Annotated in this window: 18 protein-coding genes; 8 read left to right on the top strand and 10 right to left on the bottom strand. The window is 48.0% G+C overall.

Annotated elements, in window-relative coordinates; all coding sequences use genetic code 11:
* Positions 1 to 11 precede the first annotated feature (11 nt).
* Positions 12 to 3,095, top strand: coding sequence for a response regulator (locus tag FTO70_RS15680; protein ID WP_255336706.1), 3,084 nt, complete (start codon positions 12 to 14; stop codon positions 3,093 to 3,095).
* Positions 3,067 to 3,438 carry a response regulator gene (locus tag FTO70_RS15685; RefSeq protein WP_255336707.1) on the top strand — a complete coding sequence of 124 codons (372 nt, stop codon included), beginning with the start codon at positions 3,067 to 3,069 and terminating at the stop codon, positions 3,436 to 3,438. The genes FTO70_RS15680 and FTO70_RS15685 overlap by 29 nt, the downstream gene beginning before the upstream one ends.
* Positions 3,439 to 3,596: 158 nt before the next feature.
* Here FTO70_RS15685 and FTO70_RS15690 read toward each other — a convergent pair whose 3' ends face one another.
* The 10 genes from FTO70_RS15690 to FTO70_RS15735 form a co-directional block, all read right to left on the bottom strand.
* Positions 3,597 to 4,382 carry a winged helix-turn-helix domain-containing protein gene (locus tag FTO70_RS15690; RefSeq protein ID WP_255336708.1) on the bottom strand — a complete coding sequence of 262 codons (786 nt, stop codon included), beginning with the start codon at positions 4,380 to 4,382 and terminating at the stop codon, positions 3,597 to 3,599.
* A 323-nt stretch (positions 4,383 to 4,705) separates the two neighbouring features.
* Positions 4,706 to 5,620, bottom strand: coding sequence for a class I SAM-dependent methyltransferase (locus tag FTO70_RS15695; protein WP_255336709.1), 915 nt, complete (start codon positions 5,618 to 5,620; stop codon positions 4,706 to 4,708).
* Positions 5,621 to 5,653: 33 nt separating this feature from the next.
* On the bottom strand, positions 5,654 to 6,775 hold the full coding sequence (locus FTO70_RS15700; protein ID WP_255336710.1) for an aminotransferase class I/II-fold pyridoxal phosphate-dependent enzyme: 1,122 nt from the start codon (positions 6,773 to 6,775) through the stop codon (positions 5,654 to 5,656).
* An 827-nt stretch (positions 6,776 to 7,602) separates the two neighbouring features.
* Positions 7,603 to 8,115: an NADH-quinone oxidoreductase subunit B family protein gene (locus FTO70_RS15705; RefSeq protein ID WP_255336711.1), complete on the bottom strand. Its 513-nt coding sequence runs from the start codon at positions 8,113 to 8,115 to the stop codon at positions 7,603 to 7,605.
* 108 nt (positions 8,116 to 8,223) lie between these two features.
* Positions 8,224 to 9,894, bottom strand: coding sequence for an NADH-quinone oxidoreductase subunit C (locus FTO70_RS15710; protein ID WP_255336712.1), 1,671 nt, complete (start codon positions 9,892 to 9,894; stop codon positions 8,224 to 8,226).
* A gap of 19 nt (positions 9,895 to 9,913) precedes the next feature.
* The gene (locus FTO70_RS15715) at positions 9,914 to 11,410 is read right to left on the bottom strand and encodes a proton-conducting transporter membrane subunit (protein ID WP_255336713.1); all 1,497 of its coding nucleotides are present in this window, start codon (positions 11,408 to 11,410) and stop codon (positions 9,914 to 9,916) included.
* Positions 11,407 to 12,093: a hydrogenase subunit gene (locus FTO70_RS15720; protein ID WP_255336714.1), complete on the bottom strand. Its 687-nt coding sequence runs from the start codon at positions 12,091 to 12,093 to the stop codon at positions 11,407 to 11,409. The genes FTO70_RS15715 and FTO70_RS15720 overlap by 4 nt, the downstream gene beginning before the upstream one ends.
* Positions 12,090 to 13,031, bottom strand: a complete 942-nt coding sequence (locus tag FTO70_RS15725) for a respiratory chain complex I subunit 1 family protein (RefSeq protein ID WP_255336715.1) — start codon at positions 13,029 to 13,031, stop codon at positions 12,090 to 12,092. Before FTO70_RS15725 ends, FTO70_RS15720 begins: the two co-directional genes overlap by 4 nt.
* Positions 13,028 to 14,971 (bottom strand): proton-conducting transporter membrane subunit, encoded by a 1,944-nt coding sequence (locus FTO70_RS15730; RefSeq protein WP_255336716.1) that lies wholly within the window; start codon positions 14,969 to 14,971, stop codon positions 13,028 to 13,030. Before FTO70_RS15730 ends, FTO70_RS15725 begins: the two co-directional genes overlap by 4 nt.
* 561 nt (positions 14,972 to 15,532) lie before the next feature.
* Complete coding sequence (locus FTO70_RS15735; protein ID WP_255336717.1) at positions 15,533 to 16,216, bottom strand: dihydrofolate reductase family protein; 684 nt, start codon at positions 16,214 to 16,216, stop codon at positions 15,533 to 15,535.
* Positions 16,217 to 16,515: 299 nt separating this feature from the next.
* Between FTO70_RS15735 and FTO70_RS15740 the strand changes: the two genes are divergently transcribed.
* The 6 genes from FTO70_RS15740 (at position 16,516) to FTO70_RS15765 (ending at position 24,312) form a co-directional block, all read left to right on the top strand.
* Positions 16,516 to 17,592, top strand: coding sequence for an ABC transporter ATP-binding protein (locus FTO70_RS15740; RefSeq protein ID WP_255336718.1), 1,077 nt, complete (start codon positions 16,516 to 16,518; stop codon positions 17,590 to 17,592).
* On the top strand, positions 17,585 to 18,847 hold the full coding sequence (locus FTO70_RS15745) for an ABC transporter permease (RefSeq protein WP_255336719.1): 1,263 nt from the start codon (positions 17,585 to 17,587) through the stop codon (positions 18,845 to 18,847). Before FTO70_RS15740 ends, FTO70_RS15745 begins: the two co-directional genes overlap by 8 nt.
* Before the next feature lie 44 nt (positions 18,848 to 18,891).
* A complete protein-coding gene (locus FTO70_RS15750; protein WP_255336720.1) occupies positions 18,892 to 19,599 on the top strand; it encodes a diphthine--ammonia ligase in 708 nt (235 codons plus the stop codon).
* Between the two features lie 609 nt (positions 19,600 to 20,208).
* The gene (locus tag FTO70_RS15755) at positions 20,209 to 20,391 is read left to right on the top strand and encodes a hypothetical protein (RefSeq protein WP_255336721.1); all 183 of its coding nucleotides are present in this window, start codon (positions 20,209 to 20,211) and stop codon (positions 20,389 to 20,391) included.
* A 734-nt stretch (positions 20,392 to 21,125) separates the two neighbouring features.
* Positions 21,126 to 21,362 carry a hypothetical protein gene (locus tag FTO70_RS15760; protein WP_255336722.1) on the top strand — a complete coding sequence of 79 codons (237 nt, stop codon included), beginning with the start codon at positions 21,126 to 21,128 and terminating at the stop codon, positions 21,360 to 21,362.
* A gap of 334 nt (positions 21,363 to 21,696) precedes the next feature.
* The gene (locus FTO70_RS15765; RefSeq protein WP_255336723.1) at positions 21,697 to 24,312 is read left to right on the top strand and encodes a dockerin type I domain-containing protein; all 2,616 of its coding nucleotides are present in this window, start codon (positions 21,697 to 21,699) and stop codon (positions 24,310 to 24,312) included.
* The last annotated feature ends 86 nt before the right edge of the window (positions 24,313 to 24,398 follow it).

The following is a 24,398-nucleotide window of genomic DNA, read 5'->3' on the forward strand; positions in this document are numbered from 1 at the left end:
GAGTTCAAAGTATGAATGTTAGTAAAAAGGTTCTTGTTATCATATACCTGATTTTTGCCCTCCTTACTTCAGTTGTTATTTTTGCATCACAGAATATTCTGGATTCGAGTTTTTCCGAAATGGAGCAAAAAGAAGTGGTCGGAAATGTGGCAAAGGTAAAAAACGTTCTTGAATTTCAGGTCCGGGAACTTGATGAAATCAATTACATTCTCTCTTCCCGGGACGATATTAGGGCTTTTATGCTGATGAGTCCGGACCCGGAACATATTGATGGAATGGAACATATTGATGGAATTATACTGAACGAGATCTTTTCCTTAACCGGGTACGATACAGTCTTTTTAGTCAATAGCTCGGGGAGTGTGATATATTCCCAAACACCAGATTCCGAACACCCGGGTGTCCCCGTGCCTTTTGAAATCCTCCGGAGCATAAATGATAACAATCTCCTGTGTACGGCTGCAGGAGATAATGTAAAGGGCTTGCTTTTGCTGGAAGGCGGCCCCATGATCATTTCCAGCCGCCCTGTCCTATCAGGGCCGGAGAGTGAGGAAGTGCTCGGGACGCTCATTCTGGGGGAGGGCCTTGATGAGGAATATGTAGAATCCCTCCGGGTTCTTACCGGAAACCCTCTGATGCTTTACAGGCTTGACAGCATACCCTCCGATTTCCAGCAGGCTTTTTTTGAAAGTAAGACCGGGACTTTCGTGCATCCCGTAGAAGGAGGCCGGATGGCAGGTTATTTTGTCCTGGACGATATCAAGGGAAATCCTGCTGTCATGGTCCGGACGGATATGGACCGGAATATCTATGCAGAAGGACAGGAATCCCTGCGCTACATTGTCCTTTTCCTCCTGTTTGCAGGTCTGATGGTGGGGGCAGGCTGCAAGCTCCTTCTGGACAGGGAGGTAGTATCCCGGATTGTTGCAATTGACAGCTTTGTGGAAAAGGTTGGAAAAAAAGATGATTCTTCCGATAGGCTTTTTGTGGAAGGGGACGATGAGCTTTCCAGGCTGGCAGAGAGAATAAATGGCATGCTTGGCCGTTTAAATATAGCCTCTGAAGAGCTAAAGGCAAAAGAGCATGAGAAAAAGGTTATTCTCAATTCTCTCAGTGAACTGCTTGTTTTTCTTGACCCGGAGTTGCGCATAATCTGGGCAAATAAGGCGTTTCTGGACTTTGTGGGCCTGAAACTTGAATATATAATCGGTCGGAGCCACGATGATGTCTGTGTGCTATATGAAATGGACCCTGAGAAATCTCCGGTGCGAAGGGTGCTTAAATCCGGGAATGAAGAAGTTGAGGAGCTCCTTGCTCCCGACGGAAAGGTCTGGATGGTCCGGGCAGGCCCGATAAAGGATGAGGAAGGCAGAGTAACAGGGGTCCTGCAGGCAGGGCTTGACATCACTGCCCATAAGCACTCGGAAGAGCGGTTGCTTCAGGCAAAGCTGGAAGCAGAGGGGGCCAGCCGGACCAAGAGTGAATTCCTGGCCAATATGAGCCACGAACTGCGGACACCCCTTAATTCCATTATAGGCTTTTCGGACATCCTGCTTGAAAAGGTCTTTGGGGAACTCAACGGAAGGCAGTTAAAGTACATAAATAACATCTCTAACAGTGGGAAGCATCTCCTGAAACTTATAAATGACATACTTGACCTCTCAAAAGTCGAGGCCGGAAAAATGGAGCTCTATTACAGTGAGTTCTCTCCTGCCTCCCTGTTTGAGGAAGTCTGGGCCGTTTTTTCTCCTCTTGCCCGTGCAAGGTCTCTTGAGGTGGTCTTTAACATGGAGCCGGGTTTTACGAGCCTTGAAGCCGACAGGAGCCGCCTCTTCCAGATCCTTTCCAATCTCATAAGCAATGCAATCAAATTTACTCCCGAAGGGGGAAAAGTCTTTGTCTCCTGCAAAAAAGAAGGAGGAATGGCCTTTATTACTGTTGCAGATACCGGGATAGGCATTTCCGGTGAAGACCAGAAAAAGCTGTTCCAGCCTTTTACCCAGATTGATGCCTCAGCAGCCCGGCAGTACTGCGGGACCGGGCTTGGGCTTGCCCTCGTAAAGAAGCTCGTAAACCTTCACAGAGGAGAAATCCGGGTTGAAAGCGACCTCATGAAGGGCAGCAGCTTTACGTTCTCACTCCCGCTTAGAAATCCTCAGGCCATAAGGAAGACCGGGGAAGCAGAGCTTGAAGGGGTTCTCCTCGAATTCGAAATGAACAAGAAAGCAGCCCTCTCGGTGAAAGAAGTTGTTGAAGAATTTAAGGGGGATGTAGAACTCCCTGTAATTCTCTCTCCAGAAAACGGCGGTAAAGGAAAACCGCTCATTCTGGTTGTTGACGATGATAAAAATTCCAACGAACTTCTTAGAATAGTACTGGTGGAAGCAGGGTACAGGGTAGCATCAATTTATAATGGAAGGACTGTCCTTGCTGTTGCAAAGGAACTTAAACCCGATGTTATTACCCTTGACGTGTTCATGCCCGATGCCAACGGCTGGCTTGTCCTGAGGCAGTTGAAGAATGACCCTGAGGCCGCTTCCATTCCCGTGCTCATCATTTCCATGACTGATAAAAACGAACTGGGAATTGCCCTTGGGGCGACATATTCTTTTACAAAACCAGTCAAAAAGCCTGAACTGATGGGCTCCCTGGGCGAAATCACGCAGAAGTTCAGGTTTGAGAGCCCGAAGGTTCTTATCGTGGATGACGACGAAAATGCCGTGGAACTGCTTAATTCGATGATCGAGCCCGAGGGCTTTGAGGTTGTCAAGGCTTACGGCGGGCAAGACGGCATGGAAAAGCTCTTCTCCGTACACCCCGACATCCTCATACTTGACCTTATGATGCCGGAAGTGAGTGGTTTTGATGTAATTTCCAGCATGAGGGAAGACCTCAGTACAAAAGACCTCCCCCTTATTGTCTGTACGGCGGGCGAGTTTACCGAAAAGAATATTGAAGAACTTAATGAAGAACTTAAGGGGCATTTGCTTTCAATTATGAAAAAAGGCACTTTCGGAAGAAAAGAGTTAATTAACAGAATAAATCAATTAACTATGCTGAAGAGGCATGACGATGAAAGAGATTCTGATTGTTGAAGACAACCCCATGAACATGGAACTGATCCTCGATTTGCTGGAGTTCTACGGGCACAGCGTAACCGGGGCAGAGGATGGGATAAAGGCCCTTGAACGCCTTTCTGAGAAAAAATTCGATATCATCCTCCTGGACATGCAGCTTCCGAAAATGGACGGGCTCGAACTGCTCGCACGGATTAAGAAGAACCCCTCAACTGCCGATATCCCGGTGATTGCGGTTACAGCCCATGCCATGAAAGGCAGTGAGGAACATTTCATAGAAATGGGCTGCGTGGATTATATTTCAAAACCCATTGACATCCATAAGTTCCGCGCCCTGATTGACAAATATCTAGGGGAATAAATCTGAGATTTTCTGGAGGATAAGAAGCCGGAAATGGCTAAAAGACCCTGAAAACCCTAAAAAAGAGTTTTTTTGTTTACAAATATTTTTGGCACACTTTCAGTTTTTTATTGGCTGCAGGGCAATAAGGAATTGCAGAGCAATAAAAGGCAGTCCGATCAGAGATTTTCCAGGGGAATAGACATGTTCTTATAATACATGAAAAGCTCTTCGCACCATTTCAGTGCGCTCTCATCAAAGCTTATCAGGCGCTGGTGGTCGAATTTTCCCTTCCTGTCAAAGAGCAGTACAGAGCAGAAACGGTCGGTTACTACGTTTTTCAGGGTTATGTTTTTGTCGCAGATGTATATTTTCGTGTTTTTCGATTCAAGCAGGAACCTGAGGTCTTCATTATAGTCTTTTTTCATCCTCTCAAAAACAGGCTCGGTCAGGATGAGAAACATCTCAGCTTCTTTTTTTACAAGTTCGGAATAAAGGTCAAGGTAGAGAGGGTGGAAAAATGAGAAAAATGTCATTACGCGCCGGGATTCCAGAAGATTCTTCTTAAAGTCTTCCGGCACCTCAAAGAGCCGGTTCAGGTCCGGTTCCAGCAGGAAATAGTTCCCCAGTTCATCGATCCTGTTCAGGAGGTGTTCGGGAATCCCGCTGAAGTCGTGGTTTATCCAGTAATCATAGTTTTCTTCAAAGACCCTCACGGTGTTTAAGAGAGGTCCCATCTTTTCGACTACAATTTCCCCCATTTCGGAAAGCCTGTACTTGCTGTCCTCTCCCTGCAGGATCAGGTTTCCTTCCTTTAATTTCTTGATCTGGGGCATAATGGAAGTCGAGCTAACGTTAAGAGCCGTTTTGATTTCGTCCCCCGTTTTGGGCCCTTCTTCCAGCAGGAGCAATACATTTGTTCTTTTTTCAGAAAGAAACGCCAAATCGATAAGTGATATCTTCATTTATGTCCTCTCCCCGGAAGCTTCTAAAATATGCCGGAGATAATTCTCCTTCTCATTCTTTTTAGAAAGCATCCAGTCTCAGCAAAAGTTCCGGCCTCCTCTCCAGAGAAACCTTAAAGGAACTTTATATGAAACTATTGCTTTACTTTCCCTTTGATTCTTTATATCTTTTTCCAAAAAAGTTTTATTTTCTTACAGTTTTGAAGCGCGGCTTGTTCTCTTTTTCATTTTTTCGGTTTTTTTCTCCATGCGGATGTACGGGCTTTTCTCTTTATCAACCTTCACTTTTCTTTCCTGCAGCCATTACATCTCTTTTTTCTTTTTTAATCTTCACTTTTCTTTCCTGTAGCCAGTACGTACCCCACATATTTTGAGGTCGGTTTTTTCCGGAGCAGGATTTTTTTGCCTTCCCCCAGCCTCCTGAACCGGAGCCGGATCTTCCTGCTTGAGAGGGTATATCCGGCCATTTTCCACATCAGCCCTGCAAAGTACCTGGTAAATTTCCAGCTCCCGCCCATTGCTTCTACAAGCATTTTTATTTCTTCAAGGCCGGGAGAAGGCCTGAACTTCCTTACGGCAGCGTCTTTTAACCCCGCCCCCTCAAATCCTCTCCTCCACTCTTCAGGGGTGGGAAGGGAAAATGGAAGTCCCGTAATCTCAGCGAATATCTTCTCGGCGCGGTCGATTTCTTCGGAGGCTTTCGGAGGGATTTCCTCTTCCCTGTACATCTCGTTAATTCCCGCATAAGCCCCGGGTTTCAGGACCCTTTCGAATTCTTTAAAAGCCCTGTCCCTGTCCAGGAACTGGGAAACAAACTCGGTAATCACGGCGTCAAAGGCCCCGGCTTTGAAGGGCAGGGCATAGGCATCTCCCATCCCGAACTCCACCTTTCCTTCAAGTCCTTCTTTTCTGGCTCTTTCCTTTGCCTTTCTGACGGAAAGTTCTGCAATATCAACTCCGACCGCGGAACAGCCGGTTTTCTTTGCGAGGTAGCAAGCAGAAAAACCCTCTCCGCAGCCAACCATAAGCACTTTTTTGCTGCTGTCAATCCGGCAGAACTCAGCGAGCTTTCTGGTAGAACTCAGGCCTCCTATGTGGTAATAGGGCACCCCGAGGTAGCTCATGAAATCGTAATAGCCCAGGGCTTCGGCTTCTTTAACTGAAAGCTCCTGTCCGGGGAAGGAACCCCTTTCAGCTTTTACATCCGGTTTTTCCGGTTTTTCCAGGTTTTCTGGCATCCCTCAACACCCCTGGATAATATTTCTCTTCATTTATAAATTTTTCTCAATATATTTTTCAAATTCCTTCAGGGCTTCAGGCATATTTTTTCTCCCGAACCCTATCCTGAACTGCCTGCCCCCAATGTCGTACATTGTGCCCGGAAGGAGCAGAACTCCGTTTTTTTCCGCAAGATCGACGCAGAATTCTTCCACATCAATGTCAGGCCTGAGTTCGGGAAAAGCGATTGGCCCGGCTCCTGGCCTTATCCACTCGAAGAGCCCGGTGTGTTTCTCGAAAAATGCATCAAGGAGTTCAAGGTTCTTCCTTACGATTTCGAGGTTTCTTTCTATCAGGATTTCCCTGTGCCTGAGCGCAAGGGCGGCAAGGAATTCGCTCGGGGCACTGTTGCAGATGGTGGTAAAGTCCTTGAAAGCCGCAAGCCTCCGGAGCAGTTTCCGGTCTTTCGCCGCAATCCACCCTATCCTCAGCCCCGGAAGCCCGAAGGTCTTGGACATGACGCCGAGAGACAGCCCTTTTTCGTAAAGGTCGGCCGCCGCAGGCAGCCTGTCCCGCGGGTCATACTCTAAGAAGCGGTACACCTCGTCCGAAAAGACGTAAAGCCCGTTTGCCTTTGCAATTTCCACGATTGCGTCGAATTCTTCCCCGGAAAACTGAAAGCCCGTAGGGTTGTGGGGGGAGTTGAGAATGATTGCCTTTGTGTTTTTGTTTTCACAAATGCTTTTTTTCAATAACCCTAAGTCCGGCCTCCACCAGTTTTCGGGCTTCATCTCCCATGTCGTAACCCTGCACCCGATAGCCTCCGCAACGGCGTAAAGGGACTGGTAGGCAGGGCACTGCACGATGATATGGTCTCCCGGCTCAAGCAGCACGTTCATGAATATAAAGATCCCTTCTTCAGCCCCTGAAAAGACAAGGACTTCTTCCGGTTTTACGTTATCATACAGTTTTGAGATTTCATCCCTCAGTTCCGGGTTTCCCTGGGCTTCGGTATACCCGAGCCGCAAGTTTTTGAACTGCTCTTCGGCATTCTCTTCAAGGGCCAGGAGTTCGGCTACGGTGAAGGACTCGCAGTCTGAAGAGGAGAGCAGGTAGGGGGCGCTAAATTCGTATTTTGCAAAAAAGCGTTCAAGTTTGAAGTCCTTAATTCTCATATATTTTAGAGTGATTTTCCGGCTACTTATGAGTGACGGGGTGCAGGGATAAAGATGAAGGAAAGCTTAGGGACAGTACCTGAAAAGACATGTTCCTGGGACCTGGCCCACCTGCAGATGAACCGCATGCTGGAAACAACTTATTCGTATAAAAATTTCTCCTGTTTGGTTGCCCCTGAAAACCTTTTTCTGATTTGCTTCTCAGGTACCGGCTCTCTCACCGGTCGTCTTTGACGACCGGCTTTTCCAGAGATTACATTGCATAAATAAAAATAGGTTTGAGTGACCGAAAAAGTATAGTAGGATACCTAAAAAGGTCATTACAGTGACTGAAAATTAAGATGTAGAAAGCAGGATCTTGAAAGTAAGACGGTTCGAAAGTAATGTGTTGAAGGAGGGATCTCAAAATTAAGGTGTAGAAAACAGGACGTAGAAAACAGGCCGGAAAAATCAGAGTGAAAGGCTTTCTCTTCACCAGTTTATTTTGCAAGCAGCTTTTTTCAGTGAATTAGGAAAAGGCCGCCCGCTGAGGCGGGCGGTGAGAGCATGGAGAGCTATATGAGGATAAGACCTGACTTAATTGGGGTCAGGAATTAGGGGTCAAAAATTAGGGGTCAGGCATCGGGCACAAGCCGGCTTTTCCGGTAATAAAGCAGGATTTCTATGGAGGCTATATTCCGGCCGCATCCCGGTGATTTTGGAAGAGCTTACGGAAAAATTAGAAAACTGGGGTTTCAAACCCCGTTTTTCAATTACTTTGAAGCCTGTTACTTTGAAGCCTGTTACTTTGAAGCCTGTTACTTTGAAGCCTGTTACTTTGAAGCCTGTTACTTTGAAGCCTGCTTCATCAGTAAAAGCAATCCTTTCAAAATCTCTTTCGGGGAAGGAGGGTTTCCCGGGATCTTCATGTCCACGGGCAGGATCTTATCCACCCCTCCGAGTACGGCATAGGACCCCTTATAGATCCCCCCGTCGCAGGCGTCGTCTCCGACGGCTACCACAAATTTGGGGGAGGGCATGGCGTCATAGGTCTTTTTCACGGCTTCGGCCATGTTTAGGGTGACTGCCCCTGTGACCAGCAGGACGTCGGCGTGCCGCGGGGATGCCACAAAGGAGACCCCGAACCTTTCGACATCATAGTACGGGGTGCCCAGGTTTGAGATTTCGATTTCCGTGGAGTTGTCGCTGCCCGAGTCCAGTTCTCGGATTGCAAGGCTTTTCCCGAAGACCTTCGGGATGGTTTTTTTGATTTCGGCTCCCAGGGCTTCGAGTTCTTCGTCCCGGAAGGCAAAATCCTCCGTCACTTTCGGGCGGAGGAAGAGGGAAAGCGGGTTTACCACAATAAGACCTCACTGAATTTCTTGCATTTCTTGCATTCTCTGCATTTCTTGCATTCTTTGCATGTCTCGCATTTTTTTCCGTATTCTTGCCTGTAATTTCTTCCGGGTTCAAAGATCGGTTCCTGCATATGACATGTTCAGGCTCTTGTTGATAACCGGGAAATCAGGGACGATGTTCCCGAGCACGGCATGTTCTATGGCCTGCCAGTTGCAGAAGGATGCGGTCCTTACCTTGTAGCGGTCAATACGCCCGTTTTTCAGGTAGACCCAGTGCAGGTTCTGCCCCCTTGGAGACTCCACCAGGGCAATGGAGTAGCCGGAAGGACCGGAGTAGCCGGGCCTGACATCGGACCTGGCTTCTTCGCCTGCCGCAGGGCCGTTTTCCGCAAACACGGGGCCTGAAGGCATTTCTTCCAGCAGGCGTTTGATGAGCTTCACGGATGCCCGGATTTCGTCAGCTTTTACCTCAAAGCGGGAGAGCACGTCTCCTCCTTTCTTCACCGAGGGCTCCGGGGATAAGCGCCTGTAAGCCCCGTAAGGCCGGTCAAGCCTCGTGTCGGCAGGGCACCCCGAGGCTTTTGCCAGGGGGCCTGTAAGGTTGAGAGGAGCAACAAGTTCTTTTTTTACCACTCCTGTTGTTGCAAACCTGTCGATTAAGGAGGAGGAGGACATCGCCCTTTCGAAAGCCGACTCAAAAGTCCGGGAAAACTTTGCAAGGAAGGGGGGAAGTTCTTCCAGGGCCGGACCGGATATGTCCTTTTTCAGCCCTCCGGGTACCATTATCCCCCGCAGGAACCTTGAGCCTGTGAGTTTTTCGTTCTGCCTGAACACCTCTTCCCTCAGGATGAAGAAGGGGCTTGCAACCAGGGAAAATCCTACGTCTACGGCCATGCCCGCAAGGTCTCCCAGCAGGGAGTAGACCCTTTCTAGCTCAAGCAGTACGGCCCGCAGGCATTCCGCCCTTTCGGGCACCGCAATCCCGGAGGCGCGTTCCACGGCCGTACAGAACCCAACGGCGTTGGCTGCACTTTCGTCCCCGCTTACGGCTTCGGCCAGGGGGACACATTCTAAGGGGCTTTTTCCCTCAGCCAGTTTTTCTATGCCCCTGTGCTTGTAGAAGAGCCGGATTTCCAGGCTGAAGATGGGCTCTCCAATCACATTGAACCTGAAGTGCCCGGGTTCGATGATCCCGGCATGGACAGGCCCTACAGCTACCTGGTAGACCCCTTCTCCTTTCGTTTCCCTGAAACGGTATTCTTCGGGGTTTTTTCCGGCTTCCGGTTTCCGAAGGCTTATAGGCCCGTTTTTGAAGGTTTTTTGCAGGGGGTGGAAGCCTTCGGGGTAGCACTCGTGCAAAAAGAGCCTTCTCGTGTCAAAGGCCCCGGAAAACTCCAGCCCGAAGCCGTCCCTTACTTCCCGTTCAAACCAGGAAGCCGAAGGGAAGATTTCCGCAACTGAAGACACTGCTCCATGAGCTGCTTTTCCTTCCCTGCCCGCTGCCCTGCCTGCTTCCCGCACCAGGACGAGGACATGTGCCCTCCCGGCTTTTTTGAAGGCGTAAAAGAGGGTAAAGCCGCTCTCTTTCTCAAAGGCTTCCGCGCAGAAGAGCCCGATGAGGCTGAACTTCTTCTCCGCAAGGGCTAAGGCTGCCCTTTCAAACCCGGCTTCGGAGAGCCGGACGTAGGCCTCGTCTGTGCGGGCGCTGAGCAGTTCGGGCTCTTCTCCTGCCATTCCCGAAATTTCCGAAAGCAAATCCATTGTATCCTTATTCTTTTTCATATCCATATGCACTGCCCCCTTACACATATCCGAGTTCAAGGACTATCGCTTCAAGGAGTGCCCTGAGAGGTTCGGGGAACCAGAGGCCCAGGAGGAGGGCAAGGGCGAGCATGAAGACTGTTGGAATCCTCATCCCTGCCCTTACCACATAGGGGTCCTGAAGGCTTTTTTTCCGGTATCCTGTTTCTTTTCCGTGTCCCCCTTCGGAACCGTCTCCTTCCGCTGTTACCCTTGAGAAGGCTTTTAACAGGAAGTTCGCAAAGGAGGCGGCTGCCAGGATGAGCAGGAGCAGGACTGCCAGGGTCAGGTAGGAGGAAATTTCCGCGCTTTCCAGCAGGATGAAAAACTTTGCCGGGAAGAGCGGGAAAGGCGGCATGCCGACGATTGCGACGCTCCCGAGGATCAGGGTCCAGGCTGCGCGGGGCTGGAGTTTGAACACGTCCCTCATGTCTTCACGCATGTTGCTCCTGTACTGCCTGTGCAGGATTCCTGCGGCAAAAAGCAGGGCTTCCTTGACCAGGACATGGACCAGCATGTAAAAGAGGGCCCAGAAGAGGGCAAGGGACGTCCCTACCCCGATTCCCACAAGGAGGAGCCCCATGTGTTCCACACTTGAAAAGGCGATCAGCCTCTTAAGGTTCCTCTGCTGGAACATGCTGAAAGCAGCAAGGGCAATTGAAAACAGCCCTGCAGCAATGAGGATAAAAGAGGCCTGGGATGCGGCTTCGCTGACCCTGAGCAGGGCGTACATCCTGAGGATGCCGTAGATCCCGAGGTTCTGCATGAGCCCGGAAAGGATTGCGCTAACCGAAGGGGCCCTTGCATAGGCATCCGGAAGCCAGGTGTGGAAGGGTGCAACTCCTGCCTTTGCCCCGAAGCCTATGAAGGCGAAGGCAAAGCTTGTCAGGAGGAGGGCCGGGGAAAAGCCCGAGGCGTTTTCCATAAGTTCCGTCCAGGAAAGTGTCCCCTCCCCCAGCACCTGGGCCGAGAGGGTGAAGAGGAAGATCAGCCCCAGGAAGGCAAAGAGCATGGCTCCTGAGACTATGAAGACATACTTTAAGGCTGCGTCGATGTTCTCCCTTGCCGAAAGGATTGCCACAAGCACGGCTGCGCAGACCGTGGTGAGTTCCGCAAAGACCCAGAAGAGGGCAAGGTTGTCCGAAAAGAGTGCAGCTGTGGCCATAACCAGCAGGAGGTTGAAAGCCAGGTAGAATAGCTTGAGGTTCTTCGGGTCGAGTTCCCCGGCTTCCATCAGGCTTTCAGTGTACCCTTTTGCGTAGAAGGCTGCTGCACAGAAGCCGACTGCCGTAATAAGTTCCACATAGAGGTTCAGGTGGTCCAGGTAGAGGGTCGGCCCGTACCTTACCGGAAGCTCGAGGGTTAGCAGGGCTGCACATGTCAGGGCAAGGTGGAAGAAAGCGTTTCCTGCGGCAAGGGCGTTCATGAGCCTGTGGGACTTCGGGATGAGGCCGAGGGTCAGGAATACCCCCATTGCCAGCAGATAAAAGCGGATCATAGGGCTTCACCTCCGTTCCAGACCTGGAGTCTCCTTATTTTTTTCCTGTACTCCTCGATGCTGGAGTCCAGCCCCACGGCCAGGATAGAGGTCAGCAGGACCAGGATGATCAGGTCGATTATGATCAGGATTTCAAGGATGAAGGGAAGTTCCGTAACAAAGATTCCGAACATCAGGACCCCGTTTTCCATGCTGAGGTAGCCGAGGGCTTTTGTGATGACCTTTCTCCGGCTGAACATGACAAGCATGCCCATGAGGGTCAGGGAAAGCCCTATGACCGCCCCGAAAAAGAAGAGCTTCGAGAGGGCAAAGGCTTCAAAGACCCTGGAGAGGAAGGCGTAGGAGAGCAGGATCAGGCCTATGCTCAGCAGGAGGGAGGTCGTGGGTTCGAGGTAGGTGAAGTTCAGGTCTCTGCTGATCTTGATCTTCTCCTCTATCCTTTTAATGAAATGGGGGATCAGGAGTACCTTGCTTGCCAGGGTCAGGCCTGCCAGCAGCAGGAGTTCGCTTTTTCCTTCCATAAGGTAGAGGAGGAAGGAAACCGCCGCAAGCAGGAAGGACTGGACGGTATATGTAGTAAGGACGGAAGCAAGGCTGCGGGTGGAGATGATCAGGGCTGCACTGATCAGGACGAAGACGAAGAGGATCTTGATTACGCCTTCGAGGAAAAGGGGTTCAATCATGCAAACACCTCGATAAGGATGGTAAGGGCTGAAAAGAAAAACGCCATCATGTAAAAGGCGGGAAGCCTGAAGAGGCGCATTTTCGCAAGGGCCGATTCAAAGAGCCCGATTACCACGGCAAGCACCCCGGCCTTCAGGAGGAATAGCAGGGCTGATACCGCAATTTTTCCTGCATCGGCTTCCGCACTGAGCCCGATTGGGAGGATCGTGTTGATCAGGACCCCCATCAGGAGGAGCTGTTTTATGGCATGGGCAAGCTCGAGCAGGGCCAGGTTTTTCCCGGTCTGTTCCAGGATCATGGCCTCGTTGATCATTGTGAGTTCAAGGTGGGTTGCCGGGTTGTCTACGGGGAGCCTTCCGGTCTCCACGATGAGGATGATGAAGAGGGAAATCGAGACCAGGACAAGGGTCGGGCTTGCGGGGAGGAGCGAGCCTGCGGTCAGGGCAAACATCTCGTGCAGGTTCAGGCTCTTGAGGACAAAAGCAAGCGCAGCAAAAGCAACAACCATCGTGGGCTCGATCACGGCTGCCAGGCTCATGGAGCGGGAACTGCCCATGCCCCCGAAAGCACTGCCTGCGTCAAGCCCGGAAAGTGCCGTAAAGAAACGTTCGAGAGCCAGGAGGTAGAGGAAGACAATAACGTTTCCGAATCCTCCTGCAGGCTCCGGGACAAAGATGAGGGGCACGAAGAGGGAGCAGGCCAGCAGGGCTGTCAGGTTGAGGCAGGGGGTGAGCCGCATGACCCAGGAAGAAGTCGGGGAATAGACGGCTTCCTTGTGCATGAGTTTTCTTAAGTCATAGTAGACCTGGAAAAGTTTCGGCCCTTTCCTCCCCTGGGCATAGGCCTTAACCTTCCGGATCAGGGCCATGTAGAGGGGAGCTGCAAGCAGGGCAAAGGCCGGGTTTAACAGGGCAAAGAGCAGGAATGACGTGTTCATACGAGGACCCCCGTAGCGATAATCAGGGTCAGGACTGCGAGGAAGGCGTAAAGGACGTAACTGTCAAGTTTGCCGTTCTGCAGTTTTGCAACCCTCTTTGAAAGGCTGTCAATGGCCAGGGCAGGGGGGATGTAGAGGTATTCCTCAAAGAAGCGGAGCAGGCGGATTTCCACATGTCCGTTTTTGAATAGGCTTTCCTGCCCGTCAAAGTACTCCGGCCTGTGCACGATCCTGGTCCTGTAAATGCTTTTGAAGATCATGACCAGGGGTTCGGAAAAGCCTGCGGAACTGTACTCCGTCGAAGGGGTAAGAGCAGGGAAACCGCAGCCCCAGGTCTCGCTGATCCGGTCAGGGATTTCGGTCTTTGCGCGGACTGCCAGGAAAAGGGCTGCGTATATGAAAGCCAGCAGCAGCCCGAGCAGGAGCAGGTCCGGAAATTCGATGTCCCAGCCCGCAAGGGAGAGGATCTGCTTTGAAAAGATCCCGGTAAGGATGCAGAGGACTGCCGGGACTGCAGGCCCGAAAAGCATGGGCTTTTCGACTTCTTCGGCCAGCCTGCTTTCCTCGGAGCGAGGGAGTGCAAGGCAGGTAATCCCGAAAAGTTTTACGAAAAGGGCTGCTGCCAGGGCTCCGGTGAGGGCAAAGCTCGAAAGCGCAATTACCATGAACACCGTGAGCAGGGGGTTTGCGGAAAGGGCCGAAGCCTGGAAGAAGGCCTGGTAGAGCAGGAGTTCTCCCGCAAAGCCGTTTGCCGGGGGGAGGGCTGCAATGGAGACCGAGCCTATCAGGAAAAGGGCCGACGTTGCAGGCATAGTTTTGACCAGCCCGCCGAAAGCTTCTATGTTCCGGGTGCCTGTGGCATGGACCACCGAACCTGCACAGAGGAAGAGCAGGCTCTTGAACAGGGCGTGGTTAAAGGCGTGGAAGCAGGCTCCTGCAAGGCTCATAAGGGCAAGGGTTTCGAGTCCTTCGACTCTGAATATGACGTAGAGCCCTATTCCTATGAAGATGATGCCTATGTTTTCTATACTGCTGTAGGCAAGCAGCCGTTTTATGTCGCTTTCCTTGAGGGCGTAGATCACCCCGAAGAGGGCTGAGAGGCTGCCTGCGATAAGGATAAGCACACCCCACCAGAGTTCCGGGGAGGCAGCTGCAAGCAGGAAACGCAGGAAACCGTAGATTGCGACCTTCAACATGACCCCGGACATCAGGGCCGAGATGTTTGAGGGGGCTGCGGGGTGGGCGTAGGGCAGCCATTTGTGGAAGGGCACAAGCCCCGCCTTGACCCCAAAGCCGATAAAGAGGCAGAGGAAGGGCAGGGTAAGTGCTCCGGCCGGGTATTCGAGCGGCCCGAATTCGGCAGACCCGGTCAGCCTGTAGAGGCTAATGAAGCCCAGGAAAAGAAAAGTCGTGCTTATGTTCGTCATCACGAAATAAAAGAAGCCTGCCTTTTTGTTCTCCTCCGAAGAATAGTCGTGGAGCACCAGCAGGAGGGATGAGAGGGACATGATTTCCCAGAATATGAGGAAACCCACCATGTTGCCTGCAAGCACGACCAGCAGCATGGCAAGGACGAAAAGGCTTGTCAGGGCTGCCTGCAGGGCTTTTCGGGCTTCGCTTTTTGCGTGCTCAGTGTATTCCAGGGAATAGATTGAGACCCCGGGCAGGACGGCTGCTATCAGCAGGACAAACCCGGCCGTTAGCCGGTCTGCAGCCAGGGTGAAGTCCAGGCCCGGAAGGAAGCCGAAGGCCGGAAATGAGGGCTCTTTCCCTGTGTAGAGGACCGTGCCTGCAAAACCCAGGAGCAGGACTGACGAAATAAGAGAAAGGCCAAAGGAGGCCTGTCTGGCATTTTTACTGCGGTACAGGAGAGGGAGGACAGTTCCGGATACAAGGGCAAAAACTGCGCCGTACGCTAGGGCTTCGAGCAAACTATTCACTCCTGAAGCCGGGTTCCGGCACTTGAAAAGAGATCAGAAAACGATGTTTCGGATCGGGTGGGAAGTGCAAACTCCCCTGCCCCCATCCCGCTTAAAGCGGGCTCTTTGAAACTGTCCCTTTGAGAATAGACGAGACGGACAATTCTGTGATTCGTATTGACATTCCACCGTAAAGTTCTGTCCCGGGGGCGCTTTTTTCCCCGGGGAAACCTCCCGCCTAATACTTCCCAAGACTATAAAGATTTACATTGTAAATTTTATTATTATAATATATAACGATTATTCGTGAGGCTGGTTCCCCCCTGAATCCGTTCTAAAAAAAGTTTAATTTACTGTAAAAAGCAGAAGTCTCCCCCCTCTTTTTTTAACAGGTGCCCGGAACTCCTATCATTCCGGTGATGGGGTTGAATGTACAGAACTATAACTATCTTACATGAGATTTACATGAGATTTGGGCAGTTTTTCCTTTTGTCCGTTTTCTCTCCGGCATTTTCCAACTAAATTGCTTGAGGGTGTACTGCCCATGTACATCTCGCGGCAGGCTTTCAGGCCCAGGATAATTTATGGAGTTCCGTATTCTTTCAAAACCCTGTACAGCAGGTGGACGTAGTTGCCCTCTAACGCCTCGGTCCTCAAAAGTTCAAGCTGAACCCCGCTTTTCTCCAGGTTCCTGAACAGGTTTGTACCCTGCTTCCCCACAACTACCGGGTAGACCACCAGGCTGATCTCCTCTGCCAGCCCCTGCTCAAGCAAAATACTGTTCAGCATCCCGCCGCTGTCCGAGACTACCAGCTTGAAGCCATACCTCTCGTTTGCGGTTCCAAGGGCCTGCCGGTAATCTACATGGTCCTCTCCTGCGCGGATAAAGTCATAGTTTCTTTCCTTGAGGTAGTTGATGTAAGATGCAGGGGTCCTTTTCGAAACCAGGACGATTACGTCCTTGCAGTATTCGGAGCGCCTGTAGATGTGTAGCAGCCCTTCCAGAATTCCCCTGGAATCGGCTATCAACCAGTAAGCCCGCGGGTCACCAGGCTGGATTTCCGGCTTCGAGAAATCGGTTTCTTCTTCGGCGGGGACTTTTTCGTAGAAGAGTTCTATTCCTATCTTTGCGGTTTTTGATCCCACAAGCATGGCACTGGGCCGATAGCTGCTGAGGATGCCGTAGTGTACGGCGAGGTTGGCTTCGAACCCGGTTATTGAGCTGTCGAGGCTGATGCTGTTGTGAAGGATGAGTTTGGGGAGCATGTTTGTCACCTTGCGGATTGGCTACCCTGAGAATTGCTAATCCTGTGAGTTGTTTTCGTAAAGAAACTTTTGTTAGGAACTGTTTTTTTAGAGACCCGTTTTTGTAGATACATGTTTTTTTAGAAGTTTGTTTTTTTAGAGGCTTATTTTTGTAGAATGATTGTCCTGTAGAGATCCGGTCTTGTATAATAAATTTGTCTTGTAGGCCTTTTATTTATTAGAGAACCGGCCTTTTGCAGAGCCTATCCTATTGCGAACTGAAATAACTTTAACTCTATATGAGGATATATTTTACTTGAATGCGGGTCATAGAATTCGAGCACGTATCCAAGGTGTACAACGGGACTGAAGTCATTAAGGACATTTCTTTTTCTGTTGAACAGGGAGAAATTTTCGGGCTGCTCGGACCCAACGGGGCCGGGAAAACCACGCTAATCAGGATGCTTCTTGACATCATAAGGCCAGATTCCGGGGAGATCCGGGTTTTTGGGGCTTCCCTGGGCCCCGGGGCAAAGGACAGGATAGGCTACCTTCCGGAAGAGCGGGGGCTGTACAGGAAAACAAAGCTCGTCGATATGCTGGTCTACCTTGCCCAGCTCAAGAACGTCCCAAAAAAGCAGGCGCACGCGAATGCCGAATCCCTGCTGCACTCCTTCGGGCTCTACGAACACAGGGGAAAAAAGGTCGAAGAACTCTCCAAGGGGATGCAGCAAAAAATCCAGTTCCTCTCCTCGATTATCCACGACCCGGACCTGATTGTCCTGGACGAGCCCTTCTCAGGCCTTGACCCCGTGAACACCAGGACCATCAAGGACATGATCCTCGAGCACAGGAACGCCGGCAAGACGATCATCCTTTCCACACACATGATGGAAAAGGCCCAGACGCTCTGCGACAGGATCCTGATGGTAGACAGGGGCAGTCGGGTGCTTTACGGCACCGTGGAAGGGATCAGAAAAGAGCGCGGGAAAAATTCCCTGCTCGTGGAATTTACAGGCAGTAGTTCTGGCAGTAGTTCTGGCAGCATTGCAGGCGGGGGCCTCAGTGCACTCAGGGAAATTCCCGGCATCAGGAAAATAGTGGAGCGCAAGCAGGAACATGAACAGGAGCATGGGATATTTGTTGAAATCTTTCCTGAGGCAGACACAAACACTCAGTTTCTCCTTGAGGAACTTGTCCGGAAGGTAGAAGTCCTGCGCTTTGAGCATGCCCTCCCCTCCCTGAACGACATTTTCATTGAAACGGTAGAGGGGGATTCAGGAGAAGTTGCAGATAAGGCTGCAGATACGGATGTAGATAAGGCTGCTGAAAAAGCTGCAGAAAAAGCTGGCACGGATACTGAAGGGGAATCCCGGGAGGGAGTTCCCAATGAGTAAGTTTTTTGGATTTTCAAAAAAATCCGTGACAGTTGCCAGGCATGAGTTCCTGAAAACCGTGAAAAGGAAAGAGTTTCTCTTCATGACTTTCATTTTCCCGCTCTTCCTGGCAGGAATTACCCTTTTACCCGCCTTGCTTGCCGGAATGACGCCTTCGGAAGACCAGAGTGTAGGCTATATCGACATGACGGGTTCCTTTGACTTCCCCCCTGAAATTATCAGTGAGGGTTTTGCTGTAGGTCCACTGGGTGAAAAAGCTTCGAAGATAAAATTTGTAAGTTATCCTGAAGTCTCTGAGGCCAGGCAGGCCCTTAAAGCGGGAGAGATCTCTTCTTTCCTCGTGGTCCCTGAGGATTTCCTGGAAACCGGAATTATCGAACTCTACACCGCTGACAAAGGGGCTCCGGCCCCGGGGGTCGAACTTTCCGTAGAGCTCTCCGATCTCGCTATAAACTTCCTCCTGGAAGGCAAAGTGGAAGAGCCCGTGCTCCAGAGGGTCAAAGACCCGGTCAATATGAAGATGTTCAATATCGGGGAAAGCGGGGAAGCCGCCGAGCAGGGCCTGGCCGAGCTCCTGGGCAACCTCGGACTTCCCTTCCTCACTTCCTTCCTGCTCTTCTTCAGCATCTTTTCGTCTTCCGGCTACCTCCTTCGCGGAGTGTCCGAAGAAAAGGAAAACAGGGTCATCGAAGTCCTGCTCTCCTCTGCGACCCCGACCGAGCTCCTTGCCGGAAAAGTCCTTGGCCTCGGCGCAGTCGGCCTCCTGCAGATTACGGTCTGGCTTTCGGCAGTTGCCCTGGGTTCGGCATACGCCCTTCCTCTTACAATCGAACCCTTCCTCCTTCTCCTGTCCCTGGTCTATTTCCTGCTCGGCTTCCTCTTCTTTGCAAGTCTCATGGCAGGGGTGGGAGCCGTAACCTCCTCCCTCCAGGAAAGCCAGCAGGTCGCAGGGATCTTCACCTTTGCAGCCGCTGCCCCCCTTATCTTCATGCAGTTCCTCCTCACAAAACCCGACAGCCCGCTTGCAGTCTTCCTTTCCCTTTTTCCCCTTACTTCCCCCGTTTCAATGCTTGTCAGGATCGGAGCCTCAGAAGTGCCCTTTTACCAGATCGCAGCAAGCCTTTTAATCCTCTTTGTCTCCATCCACGGGGTAATCGTGTTTTCAAGCCGCCTCTTCAGGGCCTATTTGCTGATGTACGGGAAGAGGCCCGGCCTCAGGGAGATTCTGAGGAATATGCGGGCAGATAGCCGGTGACGAAAACAAAAGCTTTTTTTTCAAATTGTGCATGGATATAGGAGATGAACGCCAATCCCATTTCAACTAAGAACGATATAAGCAAGAACGATAAAAGCAGGGTAGTTGTTTCGTGGACCGGAGGCAAGGACGGCTGCCTTGCATGTTATGGGGCAATATCGGAAGGTTTTGAGGTATCCCACCTCCTGAACTTCAGGGAAGCCCGGAGGCGCGGCTCCCATGACATCAATCCTGGCCTGATTTATGCCCAGGCCGAAGCGCTTGGAATTCCCCTTATCCACAAGGACTTTATTTCATATGAACAGGAATTCAAAAAAGTTGTCCGTGATTTAAGGGAAAGCGGGGAGCAAGTAGACGGGGCGGTCTTCGGGCATATCGAGACACACAAGAACCTCGTGGACAGGATCTGCGGGGAACTGGGCCTCGAGTTAATAATGCCGCTTTGGCAGAGGAATTCCGAACAGATAATAAATGGCCTCATAGATTCGGGTTTTGAGGCGATCCTGCTCAGCGTTAAAGCCGATTTGTTAGGTAAAGAGTGGCTGGGCCGAAAGATCGATGAAAATTTCATACGCGACCTGAGAAACCACAATCCTTCAATCGACCCATGTGGTGAAAACGGGGAGTTCCATACCTTTGTTACCGACGGCCCGTTATTCAAAAACAAAATAAAAATCGTCGAGAGCGAAATGGTCTTGAGGGGAGGCTACTGGTTCCTGGATATCTCAACTTTTGAGGCTGAGAAAAAGTGAGCCTGCCTGCCAGGCTTTGTGCCTGACGCTATGCCTATCTCACTTCCGGGTCCTGCTTGTTTTTGCTTTTGTTATAAGTTCCCGGGACCTAAAAATAGGACTAATTAAAGAAACCGACATTCTATGAATATACCTTTATATTATTCGCGACATAATTATAATTGATCCATAAGGATAAGGGCCGTAAGGATGGGGAAAGCCGAAAATTAATGAGTACGGGACCTCACCCATATGTGGATAAGTCCTTATGGATCACCTATACCATACTTTTTTTCCAGTTCAAGTCTCTCTTTTCAAGCATCTATTTTCTCTCCTTGGGGATATGCGGGTTGCAGGTTTCGGGTTGGGGGTTGGGTGAGGATTCAGATGTACGCTTTTTTCATCGTCCCCGAAAAGGTTTTTCTCTAATTATTGCAAGTCGCTATTGCAAGTCGCCTCCACCAGCTTGCATGGCAGCCCTTTCTTTCATTCTTTTTCCCTCATTCTTTTTCTGCCGCCAATCTTATAAAATAAATTTTACAAAAATAGAAAATTATTTATAATGCATGGTATATTCTAAAATTATTATATAATGTTTATATCCCCCCAAAAACCCTTGGAGTTAGTATAATGGAATTTGTGTGTTACACAGAATGCAGTCAATGTCCTGAACATGAAGAAGGTCTATACCCCACCCATTGTAGAAAAGTAAACGAGGACATTAGAGTTAACGGAGCTATGCTTGCTGCGGAAAGAGTAGAAAAATACTGGGATACAAAAATTCTGGAACAAAAATCCGGAAATAAAGTCTGATTTACTTTTGATGCCCAAATGAAATGCAAACGGAAAAAGAATTATTGTAACTATTCAGCGTATAAAAAACAACATCAATAGACATCCTCTTAAGTGTAAAACGGGCAAAATCATCGTGCCTTATTTTATATAATTGTCGGCTATTGATTGTGTTTTTCGGTTTTACGTAAGTTGGTAATTCCATGTTTTTGAAACCTCAAAATCAGCATCAATCGTCTGATTTTTGGTACGCTGAATAGATGCGAATTATTAACAGGACATAAGGTTTACGCCTTTCACGTCCTGAATACAATCTTTTTAGAAGCCGTACAATTACCGGTATGGTACTCCGTCCATATGTGGATAGATCCGTATGAATCATCCATGCCATGCTGTTTTTAGTTTAAGCGCCTTACTCCAGATGCCGTTTTATCGGGATAAAATGTTTTTCAAGTATCAATTGGTTTATATAGTTCATTTATTTACTATTCCATATTCTTTTAAAAAAATACAATTTTTTAGCAAATGTTATATACAATTATGGTAAAGGACATATCGTAGTTTTTTAGGTCAAAATCTGTAACTAACGCAAATATATGATTGGAAAATTTAAGAAGGCCTAATTTTTTTGAAACTACCAGTACTTTGGGTGTTACACTTTCACTAAATCTTGAATATTTGGCTATTGCCTTGTATTTTGATTCAATAATTCCAAATTTTAAAGCTGGATAAGTATAGTTAACTTTGGTGATCTTATGGGTGCAATAAATTATGTAATTGGAGCCGGTTTAGTAATTATTGGTTGTCTATTAAGCTTTACTGTGTTAGGTGCAATCATAGGAATTCCTATGCTTTTGATTGGTTCTTACATGCTGTATCATGAAAGAAATAAAGCTGCTAAAAGAATTATTCGAGATGGTATTGCAGAAGGATTAAAACAAGCTAGAGACAATCGTATTGAAGATGATGAGATTGGGCAATCGAAACTATAAGTTTAATTTACGTAACTTTGATGTTTTTTAAATTTATTGCCCTTACATGTTTATATAAAGTTCCTTAAAATGAGGATCCAAAAATCGATAGGATTTACCTCGCTTAGTGCCCTGTCAACCAAATAATGTGATATGATACAGATTACAATTATTCATAATCATTCAATTGATGATTGACACGACACTAGTAGAGTAATCTCAGTTTATAATGCCTCATATTTCTGAATATCTCTTAAAGTACTCTTTGTTTGATGTACAGAATCATATTAATGATCTAATTCTCAGACTATTTCCATAAATGTCTTTTTTATTTGACATTTGACTATATGTAATATTGGAGGAAATTATGCATATTAAATATGTTATTACTTTTTTCTTCGTAATTACCTTGATCAACACAACTTCTGCTCAACAATGGGAATTTAATGATCCCGGAAATACTGAAGGATGGCTGGCATACAATGGGGATGCATTGAATGAAAATATAAATGTTCAAAACGACGGACTTCTCATAATAGACCCCATAGGGCCTGATCCATGGATACGGCATGATGGCCTTTCTGTGGATTCATCTTCTGTAGATATCATCAAAATCAGGATGTCAAGCAACTGCAATGACAAAACAGGTGCAATTTATTTTACGACATCGGAATCAAAAGATTATGATGAGAACAAAAAATTTGATTTTACCGTATCTCAAGGTCTGGAGTGGAACGAATATACAATTTTGGTATCCGATAATCCTTCTTGGAGTGGTTTCATCACGGGTTTGAGAATTGATCCTTCTGATTATGCAGATAATGACCCTGAAATACATGATGATACTTTTGGATTTGATTATATACGACTTGAAAAATTTTCAGAATACGAAAATAATGACGCTATAACTGACAAACAAAAGCAACAAGAGATTTTTAATTTAGTAAATATTCATAAAGGTGAACTGCCTGCAGAACTTGTGCTTGCTATCATTTGCCAGGAAGGCGGAAAAGGGTCTTTCTACACTGATGGTTCAAAATACAATACCTTTTATGAGGAAAATCACGGTCCTTGGGCTCAACCAACTAATGGTGATGGAATAATGCAGGTTACGCCTGCAAGTGGTTATGATAAGAGTAAGCCATATACTGAAGATAATCTTGGTTATGATTATGCGATAAATGATGGCTGTGCCTATCTCAATGATCTGTATGAAAAATCCAATTCTCCTGTTTACGCTACGCTGCATTACAATTCAGGTCCCAATACTTTATATATATATTTGGGAAAACAACAAGGAGATCCAAACTATTTATCAAAAGTTGCAGATGATTTAGATGGTTTTGTATCAAACACTTATTCAATTAAAAATCAGAATCTTGTTGATTCTTTGAACAAGGGACAGGCTATCCTGAATCTGTATCTTTATAATAAAGGAATTGAAATGAATAGGGATGTTAATTATTATAGAGACTTTCAAAGTCAACTAGACGATGAAATAAATAATATTGAAATAATACAACTGAATTCAGACTCCATAAATCCCATATCAATAGAAACTTTAGAATCCTCATCCTCTCCTATGACTGAAACTGCATTATCTCAAAACACTGGTTACTGGATTGAAGACCAAAGGATTGAAGAAGCCATAAAATGGGCTGAATCTGAAATCGAAGTCAAAACATACAATTATAATCTAGAGTGTTTAAAATTTGTTGAGGATGCTTTCAAAATGTCTGCAGGTTCACGCCTGTCATATGCTAAAAATGCTGCAAATAAATTAAATGCTGAAAGTAACAAAGGTCTACCTCCGAGAGGAGCGTTTGTTTTTTACGACTGGGATGGAAAAGTAGGAGGGGTCTATAAAAATTGGGGTCATGTAGGTCTGTCTCTAGGGAATGGAGAAATTATTCATAATTCTGGAACATCGATTCTAAAACAAGACTACAGATCCCTGGATTCAAAAAAATTCCCCTATATTGGCTGGGCTTACCCTCCATTATCTCCACCAATAAATAGAAGATTTGTTCTTTCCGGAAAAATGGACGGGAATGACAGAGATATTACCGGAATCTTTGATTCCAGTACATCTGAATTCACTTTCAATTCCAAATCTGTCCAATTCGGTCTTCCTACGGACATCCCTATCATTGGCAATTGGGATGGTAAAGGAGGAGATGAAATAGGAGTATTCAGACCTGTAGACGATGACGGAAAATCCCGATTTTACTTAGTCATGAAAGATTGGAATAGTCTTGGTTCCAAGGTGGAAGCTTCCGAAGATATCAGAAAGATAAACTTTGGGATATATCCAACTGATATTCCTGTAGTGGGAGACTGGGATAATAACGGCAGGGATGATGTTGGTGGTTTCAATCCTGAGAACAACGAATTTTACTTATACATACTTAACCTTGACTCATCAGTTTCAGAACCTTATGGAGAAATACCTTCTGTTAAATTTGGAATTTCTGGCGATATTCCATTTGTGGGTGACTGGGACGGCAATGGAAAGGATGAAATTGGTGTGTTCAGGTATCCTTCTCCAAAAAATCTGAACACAAACGCTTTTTATTTTGATTCTGATTTATCGGGAGGTCAGCATGAGATAGGTCCAGTGGGAACGGATGGAAAAATATTGCCTTATGAATATGGAGACAGAGGAGATTATCCTGTAATTGGAGATTGGGATGGTGATGGTGATGATGACATTGGGGTTTACAGACCAGTAATACAGGAATTCTATACTGATATCAATATTCCGAAAAATCCAGGCCAGATAGATGACATTAATGGAGATGGCAGAATTGATGTTGTAGACATCTCTACTTTTGTAAGCAAATATGGTGCAAAGGAAGGTGATAGTCAATACGACACTTTTACGGATATAAATGGTGACTCTGTCATTGACATCTCCGATGCTCTGGAAATCGCGAAGTACAAGATTATGGAGTTGCTAGGAATGATGTAAGGAGCCTTTAAAGCTCCTTTTTCATTACATCGGGAGTTTGAAGGGTCACGAATACCCTACCTTTATAGGCTGTCTAGGTGGGTGAT

The sequence above is a fragment of the Methanosarcina sp. KYL-1 genome, from assembly GCF_024372725.1.
GTDB lineage: Archaea > Halobacteriota > Methanosarcinia > Methanosarcinales > Methanosarcinaceae > Methanosarcina.

Bases quoted from the DNA above. Each gene is read 5' to 3' on its own strand.
- FTO70_RS15680 (WP_255336706.1), top strand. From the start codon at position 12: ATGAATGTTAGTAAAAAGGTTCTTGTTATCATATACCTGATTTTTGCC.
- FTO70_RS15685 (WP_255336707.1), top strand. From the start codon at position 3,067: ATGACGATGAAAGAGATTCTGATTGTTGAAGACAACCCCATGAACATG.
- FTO70_RS15690 (WP_255336708.1), bottom strand. From the start codon at position 4,382: ATGAAGATATCACTTATCGATTTGGCGTTTCTTTCTGAAAAAAGAACA.
- FTO70_RS15695 (WP_255336709.1), bottom strand. From the start codon at position 5,620: ATGCCAGAAAACCTGGAAAAACCGGAAAAACCGGATGTAAAAGCTGAA.
- FTO70_RS15700 (WP_255336710.1), bottom strand. From the start codon at position 6,775: ATGAGAATTAAGGACTTCAAACTTGAACGCTTTTTTGCAAAATACGAA.
- FTO70_RS15710 (WP_255336712.1), bottom strand. From the start codon at position 9,894: ATGAAAAAGAATAAGGATACAATGGATTTGCTTTCGGAAATTTCGGGA.
- FTO70_RS15715 (WP_255336713.1), bottom strand. From the start codon at position 11,410: ATGATCCGCTTTTATCTGCTGGCAATGGGGGTATTCCTGACCCTCGGC.
- FTO70_RS15720 (WP_255336714.1), bottom strand. From the start codon at position 12,093: ATGATTGAACCCCTTTTCCTCGAAGGCGTAATCAAGATCCTCTTCGTC.
- FTO70_RS15725 (WP_255336715.1), bottom strand. From the start codon at position 13,031: ATGAACACGTCATTCCTGCTCTTTGCCCTGTTAAACCCGGCCTTTGCC.
- FTO70_RS15735 (WP_255336717.1), bottom strand. From the start codon at position 16,216: ATGCTCCCCAAACTCATCCTTCACAACAGCATCAGCCTCGACAGCTCA.
- FTO70_RS15740 (WP_255336718.1), top strand. From the start codon at position 16,516: ATGCGGGTCATAGAATTCGAGCACGTATCCAAGGTGTACAACGGGACT.
- FTO70_RS15745 (WP_255336719.1), top strand. From the start codon at position 17,585: ATGAGTAAGTTTTTTGGATTTTCAAAAAAATCCGTGACAGTTGCCAGG.
- FTO70_RS15750 (WP_255336720.1), top strand. From the start codon at position 18,892: ATGAACGCCAATCCCATTTCAACTAAGAACGATATAAGCAAGAACGAT.
- FTO70_RS15755 (WP_255336721.1), top strand. From the start codon at position 20,209: ATGGAATTTGTGTGTTACACAGAATGCAGTCAATGTCCTGAACATGAA.
- FTO70_RS15760 (WP_255336722.1), top strand. From the start codon at position 21,126: ATGGGTGCAATAAATTATGTAATTGGAGCCGGTTTAGTAATTATTGGT.